20 protein-coding genes and 1 tRNA gene are annotated in these 23,833 nt (G+C 58.3%); 5 read left to right on the top strand and 16 right to left on the bottom strand.

Features of this window, described 5'->3' with window-relative positions; translation table 11 throughout:
• Nucleotides 1-190 precede the first annotated feature (190 nt).
• Entirely contained in the window at nucleotides 191-1,135 is a 945-nt protein-coding gene (locus tag A9404_RS06790; protein WP_066099493.1) for a LysR family transcriptional regulator, read from the top strand.
• 172 nt (nucleotides 1,136-1,307) lie between these two features.
• Here the strand turns inward: A9404_RS06790 and aroK are convergent, their stop codons facing one another.
• The 7 genes from aroK to pilM all read right to left on the bottom strand — a co-directional run bounded on the left by aroK (nucleotide 1,308) and on the right by pilM (nucleotide 8,917).
• Nucleotides 1,308-1,817 carry a shikimate kinase AroK gene (aroK, locus tag A9404_RS06785; protein ID WP_082922800.1) on the bottom strand — a complete coding sequence of 170 codons (510 nt, stop codon included), beginning with the start codon at nucleotides 1,815-1,817 and terminating at the stop codon, nucleotides 1,308-1,310.
• A gap of 70 nt (nucleotides 1,818-1,887) precedes the next feature.
• On the bottom strand, nucleotides 1,888-3,639 hold the full coding sequence (locus A9404_RS06780) for a beta strand repeat-containing protein (protein WP_231880873.1): 1,752 nt from the start codon (nucleotides 3,637-3,639) through the stop codon (nucleotides 1,888-1,890).
• A gap of 248 nt (nucleotides 3,640-3,887) precedes the next feature.
• On the bottom strand, nucleotides 3,888-6,059 hold the full coding sequence (pilQ, locus tag A9404_RS06775; RefSeq protein WP_082922798.1) for a type IV pilus secretin PilQ: 2,172 nt from the start codon (nucleotides 6,057-6,059) through the stop codon (nucleotides 3,888-3,890).
• A 19-nt stretch (nucleotides 6,060-6,078) separates the two neighbouring features.
• Nucleotides 6,079-6,624 carry a pilus assembly protein PilP gene (locus A9404_RS06770; protein WP_082922797.1) on the bottom strand — a complete coding sequence of 182 codons (546 nt, stop codon included), beginning with the start codon at nucleotides 6,622-6,624 and terminating at the stop codon, nucleotides 6,079-6,081.
• Nucleotides 6,621-7,235: a type IV pilus inner membrane component PilO gene (locus tag A9404_RS06765; RefSeq protein WP_066099488.1), complete on the bottom strand. Its 615-nt coding sequence runs from the start codon at nucleotides 7,233-7,235 to the stop codon at nucleotides 6,621-6,623. Before A9404_RS06765 ends, A9404_RS06770 begins: the two co-directional genes overlap by 4 nt.
• Nucleotides 7,236-7,238: 3 nt before the next feature.
• On the bottom strand, nucleotides 7,239-7,829 hold the full coding sequence (locus tag A9404_RS06760; protein ID WP_066099487.1) for a PilN domain-containing protein: 591 nt from the start codon (nucleotides 7,827-7,829) through the stop codon (nucleotides 7,239-7,241).
• Nucleotides 7,826-8,917, bottom strand: a complete 1,092-nt coding sequence (gene pilM, locus A9404_RS06755; protein WP_066099486.1) for a type IV pilus assembly protein PilM — start codon at nucleotides 8,915-8,917, stop codon at nucleotides 7,826-7,828. Before pilM ends, A9404_RS06760 begins: the two co-directional genes overlap by 4 nt.
• A gap of 143 nt (nucleotides 8,918-9,060) precedes the next feature.
• Here pilM and A9404_RS06750 point away from each other — a divergent pair, with 143 nt between their 5' ends.
• Both A9404_RS06750 and A9404_RS06745 read left to right on the top strand, forming a co-directional pair.
• Nucleotides 9,061-11,430: a penicillin-binding protein 1A gene (locus tag A9404_RS06750; protein ID WP_082922796.1), complete on the top strand. Its 2,370-nt coding sequence runs from the start codon at nucleotides 9,061-9,063 to the stop codon at nucleotides 11,428-11,430.
• 142 nt (nucleotides 11,431-11,572) lie between these two features.
• Entirely contained in the window at nucleotides 11,573-12,193 is a 621-nt protein-coding gene (locus A9404_RS06745) for a hypothetical protein (protein WP_066099484.1), read from the top strand.
• A gap of 56 nt (nucleotides 12,194-12,249) precedes the next feature.
• On the opposite strand, the gene hemE is transcribed toward A9404_RS06745, so the two are convergent.
• The 4 genes from hemE to rpsU all read right to left on the bottom strand — a co-directional run bounded on the left by hemE (nucleotide 12,250) and on the right by rpsU (nucleotide 15,770).
• Entirely contained in the window at nucleotides 12,250-13,332 is a 1,083-nt protein-coding gene (gene hemE, locus A9404_RS06740; protein WP_066099483.1) for a uroporphyrinogen decarboxylase, read from the bottom strand.
• 56 nt (nucleotides 13,333-13,388) lie between these two features.
• On the bottom strand, nucleotides 13,389-14,801 hold the full coding sequence (locus A9404_RS06735; protein WP_066099482.1) for an FAD-dependent oxidoreductase: 1,413 nt from the start codon (nucleotides 14,799-14,801) through the stop codon (nucleotides 13,389-13,391).
• A 252-nt stretch (nucleotides 14,802-15,053) separates the two neighbouring features.
• Complete coding sequence (locus tag A9404_RS06730; protein ID WP_066099481.1) at nucleotides 15,054-15,503, bottom strand: GatB/YqeY domain-containing protein; 450 nt, start codon at nucleotides 15,501-15,503, stop codon at nucleotides 15,054-15,056.
• A 51-nt stretch (nucleotides 15,504-15,554) separates the two neighbouring features.
• Nucleotides 15,555-15,770 carry a 30S ribosomal protein S21 gene (gene rpsU, locus A9404_RS06725; RefSeq protein WP_066099480.1) on the bottom strand — a complete coding sequence of 72 codons (216 nt, stop codon included), beginning with the start codon at nucleotides 15,768-15,770 and terminating at the stop codon, nucleotides 15,555-15,557.
• A gap of 268 nt (nucleotides 15,771-16,038) precedes the next feature.
• On the opposite strand from rpsU, the gene A9404_RS06720 reads away from it, so the two are divergent.
• Together A9404_RS06720 and A9404_RS06715 are read left to right on the top strand one after the other, a co-directional pair.
• Nucleotides 16,039-18,279, top strand: coding sequence for a primosomal protein N' (locus A9404_RS06720; RefSeq protein ID WP_066099479.1), 2,241 nt, complete (start codon nucleotides 16,039-16,041; stop codon nucleotides 18,277-18,279).
• A 97-nt stretch (nucleotides 18,280-18,376) separates the two neighbouring features.
• Nucleotides 18,377-18,715 carry a P-II family nitrogen regulator gene (locus A9404_RS06715; RefSeq protein WP_066099478.1) on the top strand — a complete coding sequence of 113 codons (339 nt, stop codon included), beginning with the start codon at nucleotides 18,377-18,379 and terminating at the stop codon, nucleotides 18,713-18,715.
• A 23-nt stretch (nucleotides 18,716-18,738) separates the two neighbouring features.
• Here the strand turns inward: A9404_RS06715 and thiO are convergent, their stop codons facing one another.
• From thiO to A9404_RS06690, 5 genes are all read right to left on the bottom strand, one after another.
• Entirely contained in the window at nucleotides 18,739-19,842 is a 1,104-nt protein-coding gene (thiO, locus tag A9404_RS06710) for a glycine oxidase ThiO (RefSeq protein WP_197490290.1), read from the bottom strand.
• 136 nt (nucleotides 19,843-19,978) lie between these two features.
• Nucleotides 19,979-20,052 (bottom strand) — tRNA-Gly (locus A9404_RS06705).
• Nucleotides 20,053-20,159: 107 nt separating this feature from the next.
• Nucleotides 20,160-21,320, bottom strand: a complete 1,161-nt coding sequence (locus A9404_RS06700; RefSeq protein ID WP_066099476.1) for a PilT/PilU family type 4a pilus ATPase — start codon at nucleotides 21,318-21,320, stop codon at nucleotides 20,160-20,162.
• Nucleotides 21,321-21,440: 120 nt separating this feature from the next.
• A complete protein-coding gene (locus A9404_RS06695) occupies nucleotides 21,441-22,586 on the bottom strand; it encodes a PilT/PilU family type 4a pilus ATPase (RefSeq protein WP_066099475.1) in 1,146 nt (381 codons plus the stop codon).
• A gap of 48 nt (nucleotides 22,587-22,634) precedes the next feature.
• Nucleotides 22,635-23,684: a type IV pilus twitching motility protein PilT gene (locus A9404_RS06690; protein ID WP_066099474.1), complete on the bottom strand. Its 1,050-nt coding sequence runs from the start codon at nucleotides 23,682-23,684 to the stop codon at nucleotides 22,635-22,637.
• Between the last annotated feature and the right edge of the window lie 149 nt (nucleotides 23,685-23,833).

Below are 23,833 nucleotides of genomic sequence, written 5' to 3'. Positions count from 1 at the left end.
CTCGTCCTCTGATGATTGTTCGTTCGCTAGCATAACGGTTTGTGTCGATTGTTCAACTGGTTGGCCCGTATCCCAAGTACCGCGGCATTTCCTGCTGCTATCCCGAAGGCAGATATCGGGTATAGTGTCGCAAACGATAAATGGGCTTGATACACTATCCCGATTAACTACATAGAGTGGGAATGACCTCATGGCTGATCGACGTCTCAAGGTGTTCAACACCGTTGCGCGCTTATTGAGTTTCACCAAGGCTGCTGAAGCGCTGCACATGACGCAACCCGCCGTGACGTTTCAGGTGAGACAGCTTGAGGAGCATTTCGACACCCGACTGTTCGATCGAACCCACAATCGTGTGACCTTGACGGATGTCGGTCATGTCGTCTACGAAATCTCGGAACGCATGTTCGAGCTGTACGACGAGATGGATCGCCGCGTCAAAGAGATGACCGGGGAAGTCGGCGGATCCCTGAATCTCGGCGCCAGCATGACGATCGCCGAGAACATGCTGCCCGCGCTTCTGGGTAAATTCCGCCTGAAACACCGTGATCTCGCCATTCGGCTGAAGGTGGGCAACACCGAGTCGGTCGTGGCGATGGTGGAGCACAACGTGGTCGATCTCGCCATCGTCGAGGGGACCGTAACCAACAAGAACTTGTTGGTCGAAACCTGCCGGCGGGACGAACTCGTGGTCATCATGCCTCCGGATCATGCCCTTGCCGAAGCCGAGGAGCTCAGTATCGAGCAACTCATGTCCTACGACTTCATCTGTCGGGAAGAGGGGTCGGGGACACGGGAAATCGTGCTCAACTATCTGGTCGACCAGGGCTATTCCGAAGGATGGGATGTCTGCATGGAACTGGGTAGCCCTGAAGCCATCAAGGGCGCCGTTCAAGCGGGCATGGGGCTGTCGATCATGTCTTCCGCCGGGATCACCAAGGAACTCAAATTGGGTCTGCTCAAGGCCGTGCCGCTCAAGCCCCGACTGTTCCGCGATTTCTCCTTCGTGCGCCAGCGCCACAAGTTCCGTCTTCCTGCCATGGAAGACTTGCTCGAATTCTCCCGCGACTACTGTCACAGCAGCTCACCCATGCTGGATTTGGAACTGATCCAGAAGGCGGCGAACAGCAGCCGTTAGGGGTTCTCGCCCTGCAAGCGTCGAAACCCTCCCTTTTGTTCCGCTTCTGTACAGAGCGCGGAACAGCAGGCTGAATGTTCGGCGCCTTCGAGCATCCTCAGACCTTCGTCACTCGTCCCCTAGAGCTGGGCTATCCACTGGCGGGCTATTCTGCCATTTCCTCTATCTCGGTTTACTTGAGATGCTGCTGGATTACGTCGACCACGACCCGGGGTGATTTTCCCGCCGTTTCGATGATCAGGTCGGCAACCTCTCGATAAAGCGGTTCGCGCTCGTGCATCAATGCCGTTAACTTACCCACCCGGTCAGGTGTCTGCAGCAGCGGGCGCTGGGTATCCATGGCAGTGCGTTCGGCCTGCTGCTGTACCGTGGCGTGCAGATAGACGACGAACCCGCGCTGAGCGAAAACGGCTCTATTCTCCGCGCGTAATATGGCACCGCCCCCGGTGGCGAGTACCCAACCCTCCCCCTGTGTAATTTCCTGGATCACGGCGACTTCACGGTCGCGAAATCCGGATTCTCCCTCGATTTCGAAGATGAGCGGTATTGTGACCCCCGTGCGATGCTCGATTTCCTTGTCCGAGTCCAGGAAAGGTCGATTCAAGGCGTGTGCCAGAAGTTTTCCGATGGTGCTTTTTCCTGCGCCCATGGGTCCAATAAGAATGATGTTCGGTGTGTTCATCGCGCCATTCTAGCGCAAATAGAAAAAGCCCCGCTCAGCGGGGCTTTTGACGTTCAACCAAGGTCAAGCGTTAATAGGGATAGGTGCAGGAACCATATATGCCGAATGGACTCGGGTTCCCTGCGGGACCGGACTTGTTCCCCGCATCCAGGTCCGATGAGGCCAGTCCCAGCCAACCACTGAGCGTATTGCTGCCTTCCGTGCCGGAGACGATGGCTGTCGCCGTGATGCTGTTGTACACCCATCCGCCATAGTTTTGGCCGTAGATGATCTTGAAGGTGGCCGTGCCGTTGGCATCCGTGACCGGGTTGGCCGGAGAGAAGGTTACGATATTCGGCGGCTCCAGAGTGCCGTTGCCATTGATGTCCTCACCAGGGTCCAGGACGCCATTTCCATTGGTGTCTTCACTCGCGCAGACCTGACGGGCGCCTGTGTAATAGATCGTACCGTTTACCTGACTGCCCCGGTTGACTGTGCCAGATGGGTATTCCTTATAGAACTGCGTCCACGTCGTGGCACCAGTTTGAAGCTCCCAGGCGCCTTTCGCATAGGCTTTTGGCAAGGCGCGCAGCTGGATGGACGCGCCTTGAACCGGCGCACCGGTATTGTCGGTCACGATCACGTTGTAGGTCTTTTCGTACGTGGCGTTTGCATCGTTTTTAACGATTTTATTATCTTCGCCGATCACGACGGAAAAGGACTTCCCGGCGACCGAAAGTGCGACTTGCCCCGAGACTGCCGTGGGTTGATTCGGTTGTTGAGCCGGTACGGTCGCCTGAATGGTGAAACTGTTGTCCGGGTTGCCGCCCGCCGTATAGGTGATTGTTGCCACGCCTTGGTTATTCGTGGTGGCCGAAGTGGCGGACAGATTGCCGTTCGAGGTTTCGTTCTGGAGGGTAAAGTTGACGGTGGCACCGACTACAGCATTCCCGTTGTTATCTTGTACCTGCGCTTGAATTTGCGTGGAGCCATTGGTGGGGATAACGCTGGAGGTTGCCTGTACGATGACTTTCTGGGCCGTTAGGGCCGAGAAGGTGACGTTACGAATGCCGGTCACATTGTTGGCCGAGGCGCTGATCAGTGATGGACCGGAGGTGTTAGAACCGATGTAGACAGTTGCATTGCCGCTCACATCCGAGGTCGCCGAACTGGCGGTCAGCGTGCCGCGGGTGGTTGTGAAGGCGACTGAGGCCCCGCTTTGCGGCGTTCCACTTACGCTGACGTTCGCCGTAACCGGATAGGATTGGCCGATATACAGTATCTGATTTTCGGTCGGTGTTGTGATGCTGGTCGCATTTTGGGACACGCTGATATTCTGCGTGGCACCGGCATTTAAATTGACTGCCGTCGCCGTGATAGCGGCATCCGTCGTGCCTGGGGTGAAGGTAAAGGAAGCGGTGCCTTTACTGTCGGTGGTCACGGATGTGGCGGACAGCGTGCCGGATGTGGTGGTGAGTGAAACCGGCTGATTCGCGATCGGTTTTCCGGTCGAGTCGACCAGAGTCAGGCTATAGGTTTGCTGCGAGCCGATCGTCGCCGAAGTGGCGCCGGAGATGGTCAACGCCGTCCCCGTCACCGCGATAACCAGGGGTTGCGAGGTGCTGGCGCCTGCCGTGGCGGTCAGGGTGATCTGGCCGTTCGGCAGGACATTGCTGGTGTTCAAGCTTCCCTTTGCGGATCCGGTTTGATCGGTTGTGAATGGTGCGCCCGTCAAATTACCCCCAGTCGCACTGATGGTGACAGGAACGCCCGATACTAGGTTGTTATTGGCATCTTTGACGAGTGCAATGATATCGGTTCCCGTGGCATCGTTGGTGCCCACGGAAGTTTTGGATGCCAGCAATTGAATGGAATATTGTGGTGTTGCCGGGGGAGGGGTGGGTGTAGACCCCCCACCCGTGTTGCCCAGGAGGCTTGACCCACTGCCTCCGCCACCGCAGGCGGCGAGCGAAAGCAGGGCAGTCACGGTCAGTGCCCGCATAAGTCGGTCTCTAATTCGGATCCACATGAAATCTTTCTCCTGAAATTATCTGTCCACATTACTTAAAGGGGGTCGATCAAGATCCCGGGTCAGTCGTTCGCAGCGGCAATTCCGTTGCTGTCAATAATCTTCGGCGTGACGAAAATCAACAGTTCGAAACGCTTGTTGTTGTTCTCGCGATCCTTAAAGAGATTCCCGATACCGGGCAGATCCCCGAAGAAGGGCACCTTGTTCAATGAATTGGTATTCTGGAATTCGTAAATACCGCCTAACACGACGGTCTCGCCATTCTTGACTTCAACCTTGGTGGTGACTTCTCGTGTGGTGATTGGCGGATTCGTCGTTCCCGGCAGCAGGTTGGTGTAGTCCGGCTCGTCCTTCTTCACCTTGATGTCCATGATGATGTTGTTGTTCGGGGTGATCTGTGGCGTCACCTCCGTCTGCAGCACGGCTTCCTTGAACTGAACGGTGTTTACGGCGCCGCCACCCGTACTGGTCGTGGACTGGTACGGGATTTCCGAGCCCTGCTTGATCATGGCGGTATGACCGTTGGTTGTAATGACCTTCGGACTTGAAACGATTTCGCCAGAACCTTCCGACTGGAGTGCGGACAATTCAAGATCCAGCAGAACGTTGGAACCCAGGATTGCCAAGCCCAAACCACCTGTCGGGGTACCCGAAATCGGGGTGTTGAAATTGAATCGGTTGCCCAGACTCGGGATGCCCGGTGCTGCGCCCGCCGCGACGTTCGACAACATCTGGTCGGTGGCATTGGCGTTTCCGCTGGCCAGATAGGTGTTGCCTTGTCCCGTGCCGGTGCCCGTTACGCCCCAACGAACGCCAAGCTGGCGAGCAAAGTTGTCGGTGGCGATCACGATGCGTGTTTCGATCAGCACTTGCTTGACGGGTTTGTCGATTTTCTTGATCAGGTCACGAATTCGATCCAGAGCCGTGGCGGTATCGGTGATGATCAAACTGTTGCTGCGGGCATCAACGGTGATATTCCCGCGATCCGTCAGGAAGCGTTGTGAAGTATCGGAACCTTTTTCCGCACCGCCTTTGACCTTGGAGGTGGATTCGAGCAGTTTGTCGATATCGGCGGCGCGGGCATAGTTGATCTGTACAATGTCGGTGACCAGCGGGGCCAGTTGTTGGGATTGCTGGCGTGCCTCAAGTTCGGCCTTGTCGCGAGCAACGATGTCCGCTGTCGGCGCGACATAGATGACGTTGCCATTCTTGCGCATGGACAGACCCTTGGTCGTCAGGATGAGATCCAGTGCCTGATCCCAAGGTACATTTTCCAGACGCAAGCTGATGGAGCCCTTGACGTCATCGCTGACGACAATGTTGTTTCCGGTAAAGTCCGCAATCAACTGAAGCAGTGGTCGAATGGCGATATCCTGGAACTTGAGCGTCAGGCGTTCGCCCGTGTATTTCTTCTCTCCAACATTCTGTGCGCCTTGAGTGCGTGGGATTGCCTTGACCTCGACGACCAGGCGGTTGTCCGTCTGGTAGGCCATGTGTTCGCCGGCATTGCGCGTTTGGAGGATGATGCGGCTGCCATTCCCCATGGGGCGCACGTCGACATTTTCTACGGGGGTCGCGAAATCACGAACGTTGAACCGTCCCGCATCGACTCGTGTATTGGGCAGATCTATGATGATATTGCTGCCTTCGCGGCGCATTTTCATCGGTGTGTTGGGGCCGGATGTCTTGATCAGCAGTCGTCCGGCACCATCTGCTGCGCGGCGGAAGTCGATCATCTGGCCGCGATCCATCGCGGTTGAAGGATTGCTGCCCGTGCTGATGGCGACACCGGAAGCGGTCGTATTCCGAATCGCTGCGGGCTTGAAGGTGATCGTCACCTCGTTGCCTTGAGGGTTGATTGCGTAAGGGGTCGATTGTGTCAGGTTGAATACGACGCGCGTGCGGTCGCCAGCTTCCGCCATCATGAGGGACTTCACGGGACCCAGATCGATTTTTTGTTGTCGTTCACCGGTTTGGTTGTTTACGCCGGGAAGGTCCACAGCAACGCGTGCCGGATTGTCGATCTGAAAATTGTCCGGGCTGGTGGCCAGTGGCTCGGAGAGCTTGAGGTGCACTTGCACGGAACCGTCGGCGGTCCGCTCGGTGCTGATTCCCGTCAGATCTCCCGCCAGGGCAATGGCCGGAATTAAGGAAATCGACAGTATTCCCAACGATTGCCGAATGGCGGTGCTCAGGAGCCGATGACGAGGTGTTGCATCCATAACGTTGTTCATTTCTATCTATCCCCTTGAATCATTTAGTCGCTTTTTGCTGGACGATTGCCGTTTGCTTGCGCCAGCCGCCCTGTCCATCGGGCACGATTTCTTCGAGCGTGATCTTGTCAGCGGTGATGCTCGTCACCTTGCCATAGTTCAAGCCCATGTAATTGCCGACCTGAATTTCGTGTATGACGCCATCACCGTCGCGGACGAGGGCAAAGGTCTTACCTTGCCGTTGTATGACGCCCTTCATGGCGAGCGCGTCGAGTGGGTACATCTCCAGCGGTTCTTTCGGTCGATTGAGGTCAGGGGATATACCACTATCCTTCTTGGTGCTTTGCGTGACCGCGGGTTCGAAGGGGGTGCGGTCCTTCGATTCAACATACGCGTACTTGGGGAGCGGCTTCATTTCAGGAATCGGTTCGATCTTGCCGCCCGGTCGAGCCAAGATCTGGTCGACCTCATGCTTCAAGTCACTCATGTTGTTTGCGCAGCCGCTGAGCAGCAACGTGATCGGTAGCATGCAGATGAGCCACTTGGAGGTGCGCATCGGTGCGCCTTTCGTGTCAGTCCGTTTCATTTGCCTGTGCCCTCATCCTGATCAAGATATCGATAGGTCTTGGTGACGATCTTCATGCTCAGTGGCGGGGCCTTCATGTCCTGCTTATCGCCGCTTTCCCGGGTAATGGTTGGGTTGTGCAGCGTGACGATTCTTGGCAGATTGGCCGTATCGCTGATGAATTTGGCCAACTGGTTGTAGGTGCCTTCCAAGGTTAGCGTGTAAGGGGTTTCTGCATAGAAGGCGTGCTTGATTTCATTGCCCGGTTGGATCTGCTTGTTTTTGAGACCGTTCTTGAGTGAGGTCTGGGCGATGTCGATAATCAGATTTTCTGCCTCGCTCTTGTTCGGTAGTTGACGAAGCAACTCGCCGAATCGCGTCTGCATTTCCTTGAGCTGATCCTGGTAGGCCTTGAGGTTGGCAGCCAGTTTTTGCTTGGCACGAATGGTGTCCAGCAGGCTCAGTTCGGTTCGTTTTTTCTGATCGAGCAAATCCCGTTGAGGCATTGTGTCGAAATAGATCACGGCGCCGACAATCAGGACGATCACAAACAGGAAGATCACCATGCGCGTCCCGAGGGATGCGAGCCCGATGGTCTGGAAATCAAGGTTTTTGAGTTCGTTCAGATCCATCGCTTACTGCTCCTTGCTGTCTTCAGTGGGTTTCGGGGTTTTCACTGAAGCTGTGATCGAGAATACATACCGGTTCGATGAGGGGCTGTCCTTGCCGGGTGAATTGGCGAGAATGCCCGAACCCACGATGACAGCACCGCCAATGTAGTCGGATGCATTCAGTTGACGGAGGTAATCCGCAACACGAGCCTGTGCATCGGCGTAGCCTTGCAGCGCGATTTTCTTGTCTCCGGTGATGTCGATCTTGGTAAGTTGAATACCGTCGGGGAGCGTTTTGACGAACTCCTCCATCAGGTGGACGATGATGGGGCGGCTGGATTGCAGCTTCTCGATCACCTGCATGCGCGCGATCAACTCGTTTTTCTTTTTCTTCAACTCATTGATGGACTGAATCTTCCGGTCCAGGTCCTTGATCACGCCATTGAGGTACTGGTTTCTTTCATCCTGAAAATCCAGCTGATCCTGCATGTAAAGATGTATGCCGCCACCGATCGCCAACGCAACGACCACGGACGAAACCAGGTGAACGACAAAATTCCGCTGAAGTTTCTGGCGACGTTCATCGCGCCAGGGAAGCAGGTTGATTCTTCTCATGCGTCGAAGCTCCGTAGGGCGAGGCCGCAAGCAATCAGCATCGATGAGCCATGGTTGGCGAGCAATTCAGCTGAAATCCTTGATCCTTGGCCGATGGCGGCAAAGGGATTGGCTGTACGCGTCCTGATGCCGGTTTCATTGTTGATCCGCTCGATGGCCCCAAGCGTATTGGCCGTTCCGCCGCCCAAAAGGATGAGACCGATGCTCCCGCCATTTGCTTCTGAGTAGAAGTACTGGATGAAGCGCTCGACCTGCATGGCCATGTTGTCGATGAATGGCTGCAAAACCTTGCGGTGATAATCCTCAGGCAGCGTATCGTTACGCTTCTTCTCTTCGGCCTCCTCGAGGGATAGGCCATAGTAGACGGCGATGTCGTTGGTCAGTTGCTTCCCGCCGAAGGGGTGCTCCTTGGTGTAGATGATGTTGTCGCCGCTGAACACGTTGATGGTGCTCGAATTGGCGCCGATATCCAGTAAGGCGACCGGCTGCGCGCGATCTTCGGCGGACAGTGCGGGGGCGATGATTTCGGTGTAAGCATTTTGTACGGCAAAGGATTCGATATCGACGATGTCGACAGTGAGGCCTGCCGCTTCCGCCACCGCGATTCTGGATTCGACATTGGTAGACCGGGTCGCGGCCATGATGACCTTCAGGGCTGACTCCTCGTCCTTCTTTTTCTGCTTGTTGCCCGTGTCTGCGTGCAGGGTCTCGAAATCCAGGCTGACTTCGTCGATGGGAAAGGGGATGTATTGGTCTGCTTCCATCCGCACTTGTTCTTCGAGTTCGAATTCGTTGCCGGGATTGCTGATGGTCAGAACGCGGCTGACGGTTGCCGCGGAGGGAACAGCCATGACAATGTGTTTGGTCTTGGCCCGTGAGCGGGAAAGGGCACGGCTCAGTGCGCCGGCTACAATGTCAGGGTCCGTGATGACTTTGTCCTGGACGGCGCCCGGGGAGAGAGGCTCAACGGCAAAGGCGGTCGGCCGGTAATTATTTCGATGCTTTTCCAGCATCAGAACCTTGACGGTCGTTGAGCTGATGTCAACGCCAATTCGAGTAGTTTTCGAAGTAAATAATGGCACAGTCATTCCCTTCCCTTTGGGTGTGCGCTAAGGTTACACGCGCACTTTATAGTCCACCAAGGCATCCTAGGCCAAAACCCGTGAGCTTGTCGAATATTCTTGCGGCGATGGATTATCGCGCGGAAAACCATTGAGTCGAACTGATTTAAATGAAACTTATCAAATTTATTGTGTATGTAGTTGGTTTTTTGTCGATTTTTGTGCTCGGGGGGGTGGGTGTCCTGTATCATGTTTACAACACGCAGCTTCCGGATGTCAAGGAACTGTCGAAAGTTCAGTATCAAATTCCCATGCGAATTTTCGATGCGGACGGTGGTTTGGTTGCCGAATTTGGTGAAAAGCGCCGTTTTCCGGTGACTTATGACGAGATTCCGAAAGTAGTTATCGATGCATTTACTTCTGCAGAAGATGACAGTTTTTTTGAGCATGGCGGCGTGGATGTGCAGAGTTTGTTTCGCGCAGCTTATGAGTTAATTAAGACTGGGCATAAGGGGCAGGGCGGTTCGACGATTACCATGCAGGTCGCGCGCAATTTCTTTTTGGGGCGGGAGAAAACCTATAGTCGGAAGCTGATGGAAATCCTGTTGGCAATCAAGATTGAGCACACCTTGACCAAGCAGCAAATCCTGACCCTGTATCTCAATAAAATTTTCCTCGGTAATCGGGCGTATGGCGTCAAGGCAGCGGCTCAGGTTTATTTTGGTAAATCGTTGGATCAGTTGTCTGTTGCCGAGGCGGCCATGCTGGCTTCACTGCCCAAGGCGCCTTCGACGGTGAACCCGGTCTCGAATCCCGATCGTGCCCTTGCACGACGTGCCTATGTATTGAGTCGCATGCTCGCGTTAGGGCATATCGATCAGTCGGCCTATGACCGCGCGATGCAGGCCCCGTTGCCCGGCCATCTGTTTGCGAGTGCCGATATTCAAACGCCAGCCCCCTTCGTGGCGGAAATGATTCGCCAGAAATTGGTCGATCAGTACGGTGCCGCGGCCTATGAGATGGGGCTTAATGTTCATACGACGATCGATCCGAAAGCACAGGCGGCGGCTCGCATGGCATTGCGTGACGGATTGCTGGCCTATGATCGGCGGCATGGCTACCGGGGCCCCGAGGATCACTGGTCCGATTTGCTGGGGAATCGGGGCGCCTTGTTGCAAAAGCTGCAGGATACGCCGGTCGTGGGCGGGCTTGATCCTGCCGTCGTGATGACGGTAAACGCCAGTACGGCAACCGTTTTGATGGCCGATGGTTCAACGCAGACACTGGATCTGGATGGGGTTCGCTGGGCCTGTCGTTATGAGTCGGAAAACCATTGCGGCCCTGCCCCTAAGGACATGACGCAGCTGTTCAAGCCGGGTGACCTGATCCGATTGCAGCAGACCGACAAGCACTGGTCCCTGGCTGAAATACCGGCGGTTAGCGGCGCGTTCGTTGCGCTGGATCCCAAAACCGGTGCCGTGCGGGCCCTGGTCGGCGGATTCGATTTTGCTCATGACAGCAAATTCAACCATGTTACCCAGGCCGAGCGTCAGCCGGGTTCCGGGTTTAAGCCATTTCTCTATTCCGCAGCGTTGGATCATGGCTTTACCTGGGCAACCCTGATCAATGACTCGCCTGTCGTTGTAAAAAATGGCGTGAAGGAGGGGGTCGACTGGCGACCGCAGAATTATGGGAAGAAGTTTGGTGGTCCGATGCGCATGCGCATGGCCTTGGTGCATTCCGTGAATCTGGTTTCGATCCGACTGATCGATGCTCTGGGTCCTGAAACGGTTTTGAAGTACGCGGCGCGGTTCGGTCTGCCGACGAAAAACTGGTCGGCAACGCCGTCCATGGCGTTGGGGAGTTATGCGCTCACGCCACTGGAACTGGTGGGCGCCTTCTCGACGTTTGTGAACGGCGGCTACCGGGTAACGCCCTATACGACCACCGAAGTGGACAATGGCGATAATGCGGTGCTGTATAGCCATCCCTCGGTAAATCTGTGCGATGACTGTCCGATTGATAGCCCGGATTCGAGCGTGGCGCCTCGTGTGATCACCCCGCAAAATGCATTTTTGATGCGATCGGCTCTTCGTGATGTCGTGCGGATGGGGACTGGCGTGGGCGCTTTCCGGGCCCTCAAGCGAAATGACATCGGTGGCAAGACAGGTACCACCAACGATCAACGCGATGCCTGGTTCACGGGATTTGGTCCGGGCTGGGTGGCTACGGCTTGGGTGGGTTTCGATGATAACAGTCCGCTGGGCCGCCGTGAGGTGGGTGGGACTGCTGCATTACCGATCTGGGTGTCCTTCATGCGTGCCGTGTTGCCGCCGCCGACCGATACCCCGCACGTGCCCCCACCGGGTGTGGAAGAGGTCATGATCAACCCGGATACGGGCGCCAAGTTGCCTCCGGGCGCGACAGGGGGGGTGCGCGAGTATTTCGACACCACGCGTAACCCGGCCGACGAAACGCCTCTTTCCGCGCCAATTCCGACGGATGCTGTCCCGCAAAAGCTGTTGAACGACCTGTTCTGATCGGTTATCCGTTGGGTAGGGCGGTGTGGGCGTTGCCTGGACCTAGCAGATCTGCGGCAACCGTTCGGTGGTTTTGATGGGCGACATCCATGGGCCGTATAATCGCCACAGAGTTTATTCAGTGCACTGCAGGAGGTTTGTGATGGCGCGTGAAACTGGCCCCGCTTCGTTGGCCCTCCTGCGTGCCGCCGCTCGTCTGTGCGTTGAAGATGCTTCCTTGCCTCATGTCCAGGCTTTGCGGCGTGTGGCTCAGCGCGAGGGAGTCGATCTGGATGAGCGATTTCTCGATGTGGACTGTACTCGGTTGGAGACGGAAATCCGCCAGTACCAACTGGTATTCAAACCCGAGCAGCGGGATGTGCTCCGTGCGTTGCGGGCAGAGGCTTTGCAGGCCATGGATTTTCTGGCCGAGTTCTCGCCCAGGCTGGTGGGTGCCGTGCTGTCCGGTACGGCGGATCGTCAGTCTACCGTGACCCTTCATCTTTTTGCCGATGCGCCCGAAGATGTCATGACATTTCTGATGGGCAGGAATATTCCCTTCACCGAATCCGACCGCCGTTACCAGTACCGAAACGGTCGTCAGGAACGGGTTCCCGTGTTGAGTTTTTTGGCCAATGGCGTGCCGTTTGATCTCGTTGTCTTCGGTCACACCGGGATCAAGGAGGCCCCGCTGGGCGGGGGGCGTAACGCGCCGATACATCGTGCCTCGCCGAGTCGTTTGCGCGCCATGCTGGATGACGTGGGTGCGCCGGCGACGCGTTGATGAGATGTCGTCAACGCGTCGAACGATAATGGTCTTCCATGGTCAGCGATTGCCCGTCAGGCGCTGTGGTAGGGACGGCTCAGGCGGTGCACGGCGTCGACCAGTGTTTTGACGCGCGCTGGGTCGATATGTTGGTGGATACCATGACCCAGGTTGAATACATGTCCGGAGCCATGGCCATAGGATGCGAGTACCCGGGCGACCTCCTGTTCGATGACGTCGTCTGTGGCGTACAGAACGCTGGGATCCAGGTTCCCCTGCAGGGCAATCTTCCTATCTCCGGCCTGGTCGAGCGATCGGCGTACCGTGCCGATGTCCACGGTCCAGTCCAGGCCGATACCATCGGCGCCACTTTGTGCGATACGGGATGCCCATTGACCGCCTCCCTTGGTGAAAAGAATGACGGGAATGCGTTGGCCATCCTGATTGCGGATCAATCCGTCGACGATCTTCTCCATATAGCGCAGGGAGAACGCCTCGTATTTCTCGGGGGACAGAACCCCGCCCCAGGTGTCGAACACCATGAGTGCCTGGGCACCGTTCCGGACCTGGGCGTTGAGATAGTCGGTCACGGCGTGACTCAACTTGTCGAGCAGCAGGTGGGCGGTGGCCGGGTCGCTGTACATGAGTCCCTTGATGTGGGCGAATTCCTTGGTGGCGCCGCCTTCAACCATGTAGGTGGCCAGTGTCCAGGGACTGCCGGAAAAACCGATCAGGGGGACGCGTCCGTCCAGGGCGCGGCGAATCGTGCTCACTGCGTCCATGACGTAACGCAATTCGTTTTCCGGATCGGGGATCGGCAGCTGTTCGATGGCGGCGCGAGAGCGCAAGGGGCGTGCGAACACAGGGCCTTCGCCAGCGGCAAAGGAGAGGCCCAGCCCCATGGCATCAGGAACGGTCAGGATGTCCGAAAACAGAATGGCGGCGTCCAGATCGAACCGCTCCAGGGGCTGCAAGGTAACTTCGCACGCCAGATCTGCCGAGTGACACAGGTCCATGAAGCTGCCCGCCTTGGCGCGGGTCGCGCGGTATTCCGGCAGATAACGGCCTGCCTGGCGCATGATCCAGATGGGGGTGCAATCGACGGGCTCGTGGCATAGTGCCCGGATAAAGCGATCATTCTTGAGGTCGCGGGTCATGAGGGGGTCTCTGGCAGGGATTTTGTGCGAACGAACGTCTGGGCCCTCTCGGGTGGTCAGACGTCGAGGAATTCCAGAATGCCGAAGCCGGCATTGCGCCCTTCGAACACGGCCGTGACGACGAGATCCGAACCGCGCACCATATCCCCGCCGGCAAAAATCTTGGGGTTGGTGGTCTGGAAGGCCGGCTGGTTAGGGTTCTTGTTCGCTACCACGCGTCCGCTCGAGTCGAGCTCGACACCGATGTCCGTGAGCCAGGCGGCGGGGGACGGCCGGAAACCGAATGCGATCAGGACCGTGTCCGCTTCGACGATATGTTCGGAGTTCGGGATCACTTCGGGGACGCGCCGGCCGCGATTGTCCGGTTCCCCAAGGCGCGTGCTGACGAAGCGTACGCCGGTGACGCGACCGTTTTCGCCGACGATTTCGACCGGTTGACGGTTGAACAGAAACTCCGCGCCTTCTTCCCGGGCGTTTTGTACTTCCCGACGCGAGCCGGGCATGTTTTCCTCGTCACGGCGATAGACGCAGGTGACCTGGCTGGCCTGTTGGCGTAGGGAGGTGCGGGTGCAATCCATCGCGGTGTCGCCACCGCCCAGGACCACGACGCGCTGTCCGGATACGTCGATGTAGGGATATTCCGCGCCGGAATAGGACATGACGTGATTGACGTTGCCGATGAGGAAGGGGAGCGCCTCGTGCACGCCGCCGAGTTCTTCGCCCGGGAAACCACCGCGCATGGCGGTGTAGGTGCCCATGCCCAGGAACACGGCGTCGTACTCGTTCAGCAGGCTGTCGATGGATACGTCCTTGCCGACGGTCGTGTTCAGCCGGAACTCAATGCCCATTTCCTCAAAAATCCGTCGCCGGGTTTCAAGGACGGATTTCTCGAGCTTGAACGGGGGGATCCCAAAAGTCAGCAGACCGCCAATTTGCGGGTGCCGGTCATAGACGACCGCCTTGACGCCGTGACGGGCAAGAATGTCGGCGCATCCCAGGCCGGCCGGGCCGGCGCCGATGATGGCGACCCGCTTGCTGGTCTGGGTGACCTTCGACATGTCGGGACGCCAGCCCAACTTGAATGCCTCATCAGTGATGTATTTCTCGATCGAGCCGATCGTGACGGCACCGAATCCATCGTTCAGGGTGCAGGCGCCTTCGCAGAGTCGATCCTGCGGACAGACGCGTCCGCAGATTTCGGGCAGCGAGTTGGTCTTGTGCGACATCTCGGCCGCTTCGAGCAGATTGCCTTCGGCGACCAGTTTCAACCAGTTCGGAATGTAGTTGTGGACCGGACACTTCCACTCGCAATAGGGGTTGCCGCACTCCAGGCAGCGGTCCGCCTGTTCTGCGGACTTCTCCGGGGTGAACTGACCGTAGATTTCATTGAATTGCTGTACGCGCTCGACAGCCGGCGTCTTTTCCGGGTCCTGTCTCGGTACATTCAAAAACTGAAAATTGTCACCCATTGCCCATTACCTGTTCTTGTTCATTATGGCGCCCCGGATACTGCGCGCCGGACGGCGGTTCGCTGCGGGGTCCATCTATTTTATTCCCGATGCCGATAAAGCGATAAGGATTTGCTTGTATTCTTCAGTTTGCCAAGATCTGTTGGCGCGTTTTTCCGGCTGGCGCGACGCGCGTCGACCGCACGGGTTCCGGTCAGGGTGGTGTTCCGGTCGTATCAAGTTCGAGTGCTGCTGCCGAATTGATGCGAATCATCAACCGGTCAGTGCGGATTTGACCCACTGACTGACCTGGGCCATGTCGGCCCTGCCGGCTACCTTGGCGCGAACGGCGTTCATGACCGCGCCCATCTGGCTCGCACCCTGTGCGCCGGTTTCCGCAATGACATCGGCGATGATCTGGCGTACTTCCGTATCGTCCAGTTTCGTAGGCAGGTAGGATTCGATGACCCCGAGCTCGAATTGTTCGGTAGCGACGAGATCGTCCCGTCCGGCCGTTTCGTACTGTGCGATGGATTCGCGTCGCTGCTTTGCTTGCTTGATCAGAACGGCCAGCACGTCGTCGTCACTGAGCGTGACCCGCTCGTCGACTTCTTTTTGCTTGATGGCGGCAAGCAGCAGGCGGATGACGCCAAGGCGTGACTTGTCGCCTGACTTCATGGCGGTTTTCATGTCATCGGTCAGGCGGGCTTTGAGTGCGCTCATGCTGGGCTTCCTGTCAGGATTCCTTCCTCGTGCCGGTGGGCAGGAGGTGAATTAGAACAAGCGGATGCGGCGGGATTGCTCTTTGGACAGGCGCTTCTGGTTGCGCTTGACGGCCGCGGCGTTCTTGCGCTTGCGCTCGGTCGTCGGCTTTTCGTAAAACTCGCGCTCACGAAGTTCGCTGATGATGCCGGCTTTTTCGCAGGAGCGCTTGAACCGACGGACGGCGACTTCGAAGGGTTCATTATCTCGAACACGTACTGATGGCATGAAGATGTTTATCCTGTTGAACTGATTGATAAAATTCGATGATCGTGTCGCGAGCGGTTATCGACGCTCAAGGCGGACGAGCAATAAAAAGGCCTTGTATTATAAGGCGCTGATTTGAAGACGCAAGCGTCCGACGCGTGCCGATATCATCATGAGGGACCGGTCGATGATCGGTCAGCTCTTTCGCGTCGGGTGGGAGGTGCGTTACTGTGCCGCTCGGCGGTGGTGGCGTGCCTGTGCGCCCGGGAAGCATGAATCAGAGGTACAGATGCCGAAATCAGGCGGAGTGGATGTCCAGAGCCATTTGACCGGACCGAGTGTCTCGTCCCAGGCGGGCGTGACGGTCTGGCAGGTGGCCTTGCCCGGGCCGTTGTTCCGATTGTTCAGCTACGGCATCCCCGAGGGCATGCATCCCGTGTCGGGTGCGCGCGTCCGGGTGCCGTTTGGTCGGGGGCAGCGTGTCGGGATTTTATGGCGCCCCACGACACCTGAAAGAGAGGTGTCGCTCAAGTATGTCGATGCGCTTCTGGATACGGGGTCCTTGCTGGATGCTCCGTTGTTGGCCTGCCTAGAGTGGGCTGCGAGTTATTATCATTTTCCGTTGGGGGAGGTGGCTCTGGCCGCCTTCCCGCCTGCGCTGCGCAAGGGGCAGGTGTTGAGTCAGCCGGGTATGCGACTGACGGATGCCGGCCGGCGCGCGCTGGAGGATGGCGGCATCCGCGGTTCTCGCCAGCGTGAGCTGTTGATGGCCTTGGCCGAACAGCCCCTGGGCGTTGCCGAGTCTGCGCTGATGCATTTTCCGCGTGCAACCCGGCAGGGCGTCGTCCAACGTGGCTGGGCGGAGTTCCTGACGCTACCGCTGGGGGCTACGTTCTCTGATGACTTGAGCGCTGCTTCCATTCAGCCGTTGTCCTTGAATACCGCGCAGGCGTCTGCCGTATCCGCCATATCCGCCGATATGTCCCGGTTTCGCGTCTGGTTGCTCGATGGGGTCACGGGAAGTGGCAAGACGGAGGTTTATCTCAGTCTGATCGCCCGGGTACTGACAGCCGGCAAGCAGGTGCTCGTGCTCGTGCCGGAAATTGCGCTGACCCCCCAGCTGGTGTCCCGTTTTGCCTTGCGTCTCGGGGCCGCGCCCGTCGTCCTCCATTCGGCCTTGACCGATGCCGAGCGATTGCAGGCCTGGCTGGCGGCCCAATCGGGACGTGCGTCGGTCGTGGTCGGCACGCGTTCCGCAGCCTTTCAGCCATTGGCAAACCTTGGGCTGGTCATCGTCGACGAGGAGCATGATGCATCCCTGAAACAGAGCGAAGGTTTCGGTTTCCATGCGCGCGACGTCGTCATCTGGCGGGCGCGGGCCCAGGAGGTTCCCGTCGTTCTCGGCTCGGCCACGCCTTCGCTGGAATCGTTGCGCAATGCGCAGATGAATCGCTACGAGACGTTGTTCCTGCCGGAGCGGGCGAAAGGCGCGCGCATGCCCGTTCTCAATCTGATCGACGTGCGTGGTCAGCGGATGAGCGGGGGATTGTCCCCCGTCCTGATCGAAGCGATCGAGCGGCATCTGGTCGCGGGGGGGCAGGCGCTGCTCTATCTCAACCGACGGGGCTACGCCCCGAATCTGCTGTGTCACGACTGTGGCTGGGTGGCCGCGTGTCGTCACTGCGATGCGTTCATGACCTGGCATCGACAATCCCGACGACTCAAGTGTCACCATTGTGGCGAGGAACAGTCGGTGCCTGAAACCTGCCCCGTCTGTCGTTCCGAACTGTCGCCCAGAGGTCTCGGGACGGAGCAGTTGGAAGATGTGTTGGCGGGCTTGTTTCCGGATTTCGGGATCGAGCGCCTGGATCGTGATGCACTGAGCCGAAAGGGCGAGTTGGCCAGGCGATTGGCACGAATTCGCGCCGGGGATGCCCGGCTCATCGTCGGCACCCAGATCGTGGTCAAGGGGCATGACTTTCCGGACGTGTCGCTGGTTGGGGTCGTGGATGCCGATCAGGGGTTGTTCGCCAATGATTTTCGCGGCTCGGAGCGCTTTGCGCAGCAATTGACGCAAGTGGCCGGGCGTGCCGGGCGTGCGGATCGACCGGGTACCGTGCTGGTTCAGACGCATCATCCCGATCACCCGGGGCTGAATCTGCTATTGCGAAGCGGTTATGGCGCCTACGCGGCGCAGTTGCTGCGCGAGCGGGCCGAGGCCGGATTGCCGCCCTTGCGATTTTCCGCCCTGATTCGTGCCGATGGCCGTGACGCCCCCGCACCGAGGCACTTGCTCGATACCATGGCATCGGGCCTGTCGACGGCGGATTGGGTGGGGCTGTCCGTCTGGGGGCCGGTGGAAGCGCCTTTGGCGCGTCGGGCCGGTCGATTTCGCTACCAGCTTCTGTTGTTGGCCGACGATCGGGCCCTGCTGCATGATGCCCTGGCGCATCTGGATGCCTGGATCGGTTCGCGTCGACCCTCGGGTGTGCGCTGGTCGATTGATGTTGATCCACTGGATATGGCTTAATAGCCCTTCACGCTGCAAGAGTCAGGGGCTCGTCAATAGCCTGTCATGGCCTGTCCCGGGTTTTTGGCTCACTGGAAATAACTAAGGAAGTTTCTGTATGAAAAAGATCGAAGCCATCATCAAGCCATTCCGTTTGGATGACGTTCGCGCATCGTTGATGGAAATCGGTATCAGTGGCATGACCGCCATCGAAGTGAAAGGCTTCGGTCGGCAGAAAGGGCACACGGAACTCTACCGAGGTGCCGAATACGTCGTGGACTTCCTGCCCAAGATCAAACTGGAGATCGTCGTTGCCGACGACCAGGTCGATGCCGTGCTCGATGCCATCATCAAGTCCGCTCATTCCGGCAAGATCGGCGACGGCAAGATCTTCATCTTCCCGGTCGAACGTGCGGTTCGCATCCGTACGGGCGAGATCAACGAAGAAGCGCTGTAAACCGTCGCGACATCGGACGATCGCTAGTCGCCGTAGGTGGTCGGACGATTCAGCCGGTAGTCCGTCAGATCCAGGTCGATGGGTCGGGAAAGAATGAGGTTGGCCATGATCTCTGCCACGGCGGGGCCCATGGCGAGACCGTTGCGATAGAACCCCGTGCTGACAAAGAGTCCGGAAATTTCCGGATGGGCGCCGAGATAGGGGAGTTCGTCGGTGGTGCCCGGCCGAAGGCCGGACCATTGGTGTGAGATGGGCGCGTGCGCGAGATTCGGCCAGAGGGCGATTGCCTTCGCGTGCAGATGGCGAATGGCTTCCTCTGTCGTGTGTTTGTCGAAACCCGCATGCTCCACGGTCGATCCGACAACGACGGAGCCATCGCGTCTCGGAATCAGGTAGACCCCGTCCTCCATCAGGATGGTTGGTAGCCCATTCGCCGGACTGTGGTCGAAACGCAGCATTTGACCGCGGACTGGAAAAACCGAGGCGGGGGACAATCCCGGCGTGAGCAAACCGGACCAGGCGCCTGCCGCGACGAGCACGCGTGGTGCGTGCATCGTGCCTGAAGTCGTCTCGATGCCAACGACCCGTTCGTGTTCAGTCAGGATTTGTTGAACAGCTGTCTGTTCGACGATTCGTACGCCCATCCGGGTCGCCGCCTGGTTTAGTGCCTGCAGCAGCCTCGGGTTTCTGGTGTTGTGCACGTCCGGCAGCCAGAGTGCCATTCGATCGTCCAGATGCGGGAAGTGCTCAGCGGCGGACGAGATCTCCGCGGTCTGGTTCTGTCGCTTTGCCCAATCGAGCAGTTCGGTGGGTTGCTCGCCCTGCTCAAAGGGATCCAGGATGAGCATGCCGCTCGGGTGAAACTCCGGATCGATGTCGCTCAATTCGCTAAGCGATTCGATGAAGGCGGGGTACGTCCGCATCCCCCGCGCGGCAAGGCGCATCACCGGCTCTGGGTAGCGCCATCCGTACAGCGGGCAGACAATGCCGCCGCCTGCCCAGGAGGCCTCCTTGCCGACCGCGCCACGTTCGACCAGCAGCACGTCGAGGCCGGATTGACGCAGGCGCAGTGCCGTGGCCAGACCTGCAATCCCGCTACCAACAATGATGCAATCGGCTTGAGACAAAACGGCTCCCGCGAACAATGTTCGTGTTTCTCAACGTGCGTCTTTCCGCCAGCCGTGGGCAGGGCGCTCTAGGGCATTGCGGCGGATCGAACAAACGGCCGCTCGGGCGGATATCGTGGCCGCTGAGGGGTTAACTTGGAGCGGGTGATGGGAATCGAACCCACGCTATTAGCTTGGGAAGCTAAAGTTCTACCATTGAACTACACCCGCGTCGGACCGGCATTATCCGTTGTCGCCGGTGTCTGGGCAAGCAGGAATCGGTTTGGCTCTGCTGCGTCCGGGCAAGCGCGCTCATGCACGCCGCCAGAAGCAGGTTTTCAGTCGAGGGGGGGCAGTTCCCCGTCGTGTACGGCGCTCGCCTTCGTGGGGCGGGTGGCGGCACTGGCGGCACTGGCCCGAAGTTCGTCCTTGCTGCCGCCAAAATTCATGCGCCACTCCAGGTTGGCTCGACTGTCGGCGTTCTTGAGTGCTTCTTCACGATCGATGCGCCCGTTCTTCCAGAGGGCATGCAGGGACATGTCGAAGGTTTGCGATCCCTCGAGTTCGTTTTTCTCCATGGCATCCTTCATCGCGTCGATCTCCCCACGCTTGATGAGGTCGGCGATGAACGGCGTGTTGATCATGACCTCCACGGCGGGAACCCGGTGGCCGTTGCTGCTGACGACAAGTCGCTGGGAAATGATGGCACGCAGGTTCAGGGAGAGATCCATGAGCAGCTGATCGCGGGCGTCCGAGGGGAAGAATCGAATGACCCGGTCTAGGGCCTGATGCGCGTTGGTGGCGTGCAGGGTGGTGAGGCAGAGGTGTCCGGTATCGGCATAGGCCAGGGCATGCTCCATGGTGGCCCGATCCCGGACCTCACCGATCATGATGACGTCGGGTGCTTCGCGCAGAGCCTCCTTGAGTGCGGCAGCGTAACTGCGGGTATCCACGCCGACTTCGCGTTGGTTGACGATCGAGTTGCGGTGGCGGAAGGCAAACTCCATCGGGTCTTCGATCGTCAGGATGTGGCCGGGACGCGCTTCGGCGCGATAGTCGATCATGGCGGCAAGCGTGGTGGATTTGCCCGAACCGGTGGCACCGACGACCATGATCAGGCCGCGACGCTCCTCGACGAGCTTTTCGATGACCGGAGGGAGGTTGAGGTCGGCCACGCGGGGGATGTCGCTCTTGATGAAGCGAATGACCATGGCCCATTCGCCCCGTTGCATGAAGATGTTGACCCGGAACCGGCCGAGAGACGGGCGGCTGAGTGCGAGGTTCAGCTCCAGGACCTCGTGGAACTGGTCAACCTGATCCGGGGTAAGGATGGTGCGGGCCAGTTCTTCGATTTGGCCGGGCTTCAGTCGATCCTTGCCGATGAAGCGCAATTCGCCCTGAATCTTGATGGCGGGCATGGTGCCGGTGCTGAAATATAGGTCCGAACCTTCCTTGTCGGCGAGCAGTTTCAGGTAGGGATCGAGCTGGGGTTCATTCATGATGAGGGGTCCTTGCACCCGGGGTTGTCAGTTGCCTGAGGCGCTACCGCTTCAGGCCCGGATTGCGGCCTTCGACGGTGATCGACGCAATCCGCCCTTGTTCCATGGTTCGGCAGTCGTTCAGTCGTCCTTTTCTACACGCAGTCCGTCGTCGTCCTCGTCGTGGTCCTTCGGGAGACCGCGGTTGCTGTGCAGCTTGATATTCAGTCGTAGATCGTTTTGCGAGTCGGCATTGCGCAAGGCTTCCTGAAAGCTGACTTTCCCGGAGTCGTAAAGATCCAGCAGGGCTTGGTCGAAGGTCTGCATGCCGAGTTCTCGGGAGCGTTTCATGACTTCCTTGATCTCATGCACATCCCCCTTGAAGATCAGGTCGCCGATCAGGGGGGAGTTGATCAGTACCTCGACGGCGGGCACCCGACCGGAGCCTTCCTCCTTGCGCAGCAGTCGCTGTGAGATGACGGACTTGAGGTTCAGAGACAGATCCATCAGCAGTTGCTGGCGACGTTCCTCTGGGAAGAAGTTGATGATGCGGTCCAGGGCCTGGTTGGTGTTGTTGGCGTGGAGCGTTGCCAGACACAGGTGGCCCGTTTCCGCGAACGCAATGGCGTGATCCATGGTGTCTCGATCCCGGATCTCGCCAATGAGGATGACGTCCGGCGCCTGCCGCAGCGTGTTCTTGAGGGCGGCCTCGAAGCTATCCGTGTCGACCCCGACCTCTCGTTGCGTCACGAGACACTTCTTATGCCGATGCACGTATTCGATGGGATCTTCGATGGTCACGATGTGACCGGCGGAATGTTCGTTGCGGTAATCAAGCATGGCGGCCAGGGAGGTCGATTTACCCGAACTCGTCGCCCCGACGAAGATGACGAGCCCGCGTTTCGTCATCGAGATGTCTTCCAGGATCTTGGGGAGAAGCAGCTCGGAAAACTTCGGGACGTCGGAACGGATCATCCGCAGGACCATACCGACACTGCCTCGTTGCATGAACGCATTGACGCGGAATCGTGCGATACCCGGCAGTGAAATGGCGAAGTTCGCCTCGCGGGTTTCCTCGAACGAGGCAATCTGCTTGTCATTCATGATGGAGCGCACCAGCATTTGCGTGTGGCTGGTGGACAGGCTCGTATCGGCAAGGTGCGTGATTTCACCGTTGATCTTGGCGCTCGGCGGTGCGCCGACGGTGACGAACAGATCTGAGGCTTCCAGTTCGACTGCCTTTCGGAGCAATCCCTGGACGTAGTTGGCCGCTTGTTGACGATCCATAGTTGGCTATTCCTGATTCTGGCAGCGCGAGTGATTCGGATGGGGCTGTTACATGAAATCGTTCTTGTTTTGCGCGCGCGCCCGAGCTTCGTCCTTGGCGATCAACCCGCGCTTGACCAGTTGCAGTAGGTTCTGGTCGAGGGTTTGCATCCCTTGGGTCTGGCCGGTCTGGATGGCTGAGTACATCTGGGCGATCTTGTTTTCGCGAATCAGATTTCGAATTGCGGGTGTGCCCAGCATGATTTCGTGGGCTGCCATCCGGCCGCCGCCGATTTTCTTGAGCAGGGTTTGCGAAATGACGGCGCGCAGCGACTCCGACAGCATGGCGCGCACCATGTCCTTTTCGGCGGCGGGGAAGACGTCGACAACCCGGTCGATGGTTTTGGCGGCAGAACTGGTGTGCAGCGTGCCGAAAACGAGGTGGCCCGTTTCGGCGGCGGTCAACGCCAGGCGAATGGTTTCCAGATCGCGCATCTCGCCGACGAGCACGACGTCCGGGTCTTCACGCAGTGCAGATCGCAGCGCGGCATTGAAACTGTGGGTATCCCGATGGACTTCCCGTTGGTTGATCAGGCACTTCTTGCTCTGATGCACGAATTCGATCGGGTCTTCGATCGTCAGAATGTGGTCGTTCCGATTCTCGTTGATGTGGTTGATCATGGCTGCGAGCGTGGTCGACTTACCGGAACCGGTCGGTCCGGTGACCAGAACGATGCCACGGGGGAACAGGCAAAGATCCTTGAAAACATTCGGCGCGGCGAGCTGTTCCAGGCTCAGGATCTCGCTGGGAATCGTCCGGAATACGGCCGCGGCGCCGCGATTCTGGTTGAAGGCGTTGACACGGAAACGCGCGACGCCAGGCAGTTCGAAGGAGAAGTCGACTTCGAGATTGTCCTCGTACTCCTTGCGCTGCTTGTCGTTCATGATGTCGTACACCATGGCGTGCACTTCCTTGTGCTCCATCACGGGGACGTTCACTTTCCGAATGTCGCCGTCAATCCGTACGCGCGGTTGCTCGCCCGCGGAGAGGTGCAGATCCGACGCGCCGTTCTTTACGGAGAAATTGAGGAGAGAATCAATGCCACGTTGTTCTGCCATGATATGTAGTCCTTGTGTGCGAATCCCTGGAATTGGATCGGCATTTTAATGGATGATCCGTTGTCCGTCATTCTGGGCATGGCCCCGTTCCGCCGCGCATATCCTCTGGGCGCGACCGAATGATTCGGTCCTATGTCGAGCCGGGGTGA

The sequence above is a fragment of the Halothiobacillus diazotrophicus genome (genome assembly GCF_001663815.1).
GTDB lineage: Bacteria > Pseudomonadota > Gammaproteobacteria > Halothiobacillales > Halothiobacillaceae > Halothiobacillus > Halothiobacillus diazotrophicus.
The sequence above is the reverse complement of the archived record's forward strand: the minus strand, read 5'-3'. Positions and strand labels throughout refer to the sequence as shown.

Coding starts and splice junctions, on each gene's coding strand:
- A9404_RS06790 (WP_066099493.1), top strand. CDS start 191: ATGGCTGATCGACGTCTCAAGGTGTTCAACACCGTTGCGCGCTTATTG.
- aroK (WP_082922800.1), bottom strand. CDS start 1,817: ATGAACACACCGAACATCATTCTTATTGGACCCATGGGCGCAGGAAAA.
- pilQ (WP_082922798.1), bottom strand. CDS start 6,059: ATGAACAACGTTATGGATGCAACACCTCGTCATCGGCTCCTGAGCACC.
- A9404_RS06770 (WP_082922797.1), bottom strand. CDS start 6,624: ATGAAACGGACTGACACGAAAGGCGCACCGATGCGCACCTCCAAGTGG.
- A9404_RS06765 (WP_066099488.1), bottom strand. CDS start 7,235: ATGGATCTGAACGAACTCAAAAACCTTGATTTCCAGACCATCGGGCTC.
- A9404_RS06760 (WP_066099487.1), bottom strand. CDS start 7,829: ATGAGAAGAATCAACCTGCTTCCCTGGCGCGATGAACGTCGCCAGAAA.
- pilM (WP_066099486.1), bottom strand. CDS start 8,917: ATGACTGTGCCATTATTTACTTCGAAAACTACTCGAATTGGCGTTGAC.
- A9404_RS06750 (WP_082922796.1), top strand. CDS start 9,061: ATGAAACTTATCAAATTTATTGTGTATGTAGTTGGTTTTTTGTCGATT.
- A9404_RS06745 (WP_066099484.1), top strand. CDS start 11,573: ATGGCGCGTGAAACTGGCCCCGCTTCGTTGGCCCTCCTGCGTGCCGCC.
- hemE (WP_066099483.1), bottom strand. CDS start 13,332: ATGACCCGCGACCTCAAGAATGATCGCTTTATCCGGGCACTATGCCAC.
- A9404_RS06735 (WP_066099482.1), bottom strand. CDS start 14,801: ATGGGTGACAATTTTCAGTTTTTGAATGTACCGAGACAGGACCCGGAA.
- A9404_RS06730 (WP_066099481.1), bottom strand. CDS start 15,503: ATGAGCGCACTCAAAGCCCGCCTGACCGATGACATGAAAACCGCCATG.
- rpsU (WP_066099480.1), bottom strand. CDS start 15,770: ATGCCATCAGTACGTGTTCGAGATAATGAACCCTTCGAAGTCGCCGTC.
- A9404_RS06720 (WP_066099479.1), top strand. CDS start 16,039: ATGCCGAAATCAGGCGGAGTGGATGTCCAGAGCCATTTGACCGGACCG.
- A9404_RS06715 (WP_066099478.1), top strand. CDS start 18,377: ATGAAAAAGATCGAAGCCATCATCAAGCCATTCCGTTTGGATGACGTT.
- A9404_RS06700 (WP_066099476.1), bottom strand. CDS start 21,320: ATGAATGAACCCCAGCTCGATCCCTACCTGAAACTGCTCGCCGACAAG.
- A9404_RS06695 (WP_066099475.1), bottom strand. CDS start 22,586: ATGGATCGTCAACAAGCGGCCAACTACGTCCAGGGATTGCTCCGAAAG.
- A9404_RS06690 (WP_066099474.1), bottom strand. CDS start 23,684: ATGGCAGAACAACGTGGCATTGATTCTCTCCTCAATTTCTCCGTAAAG.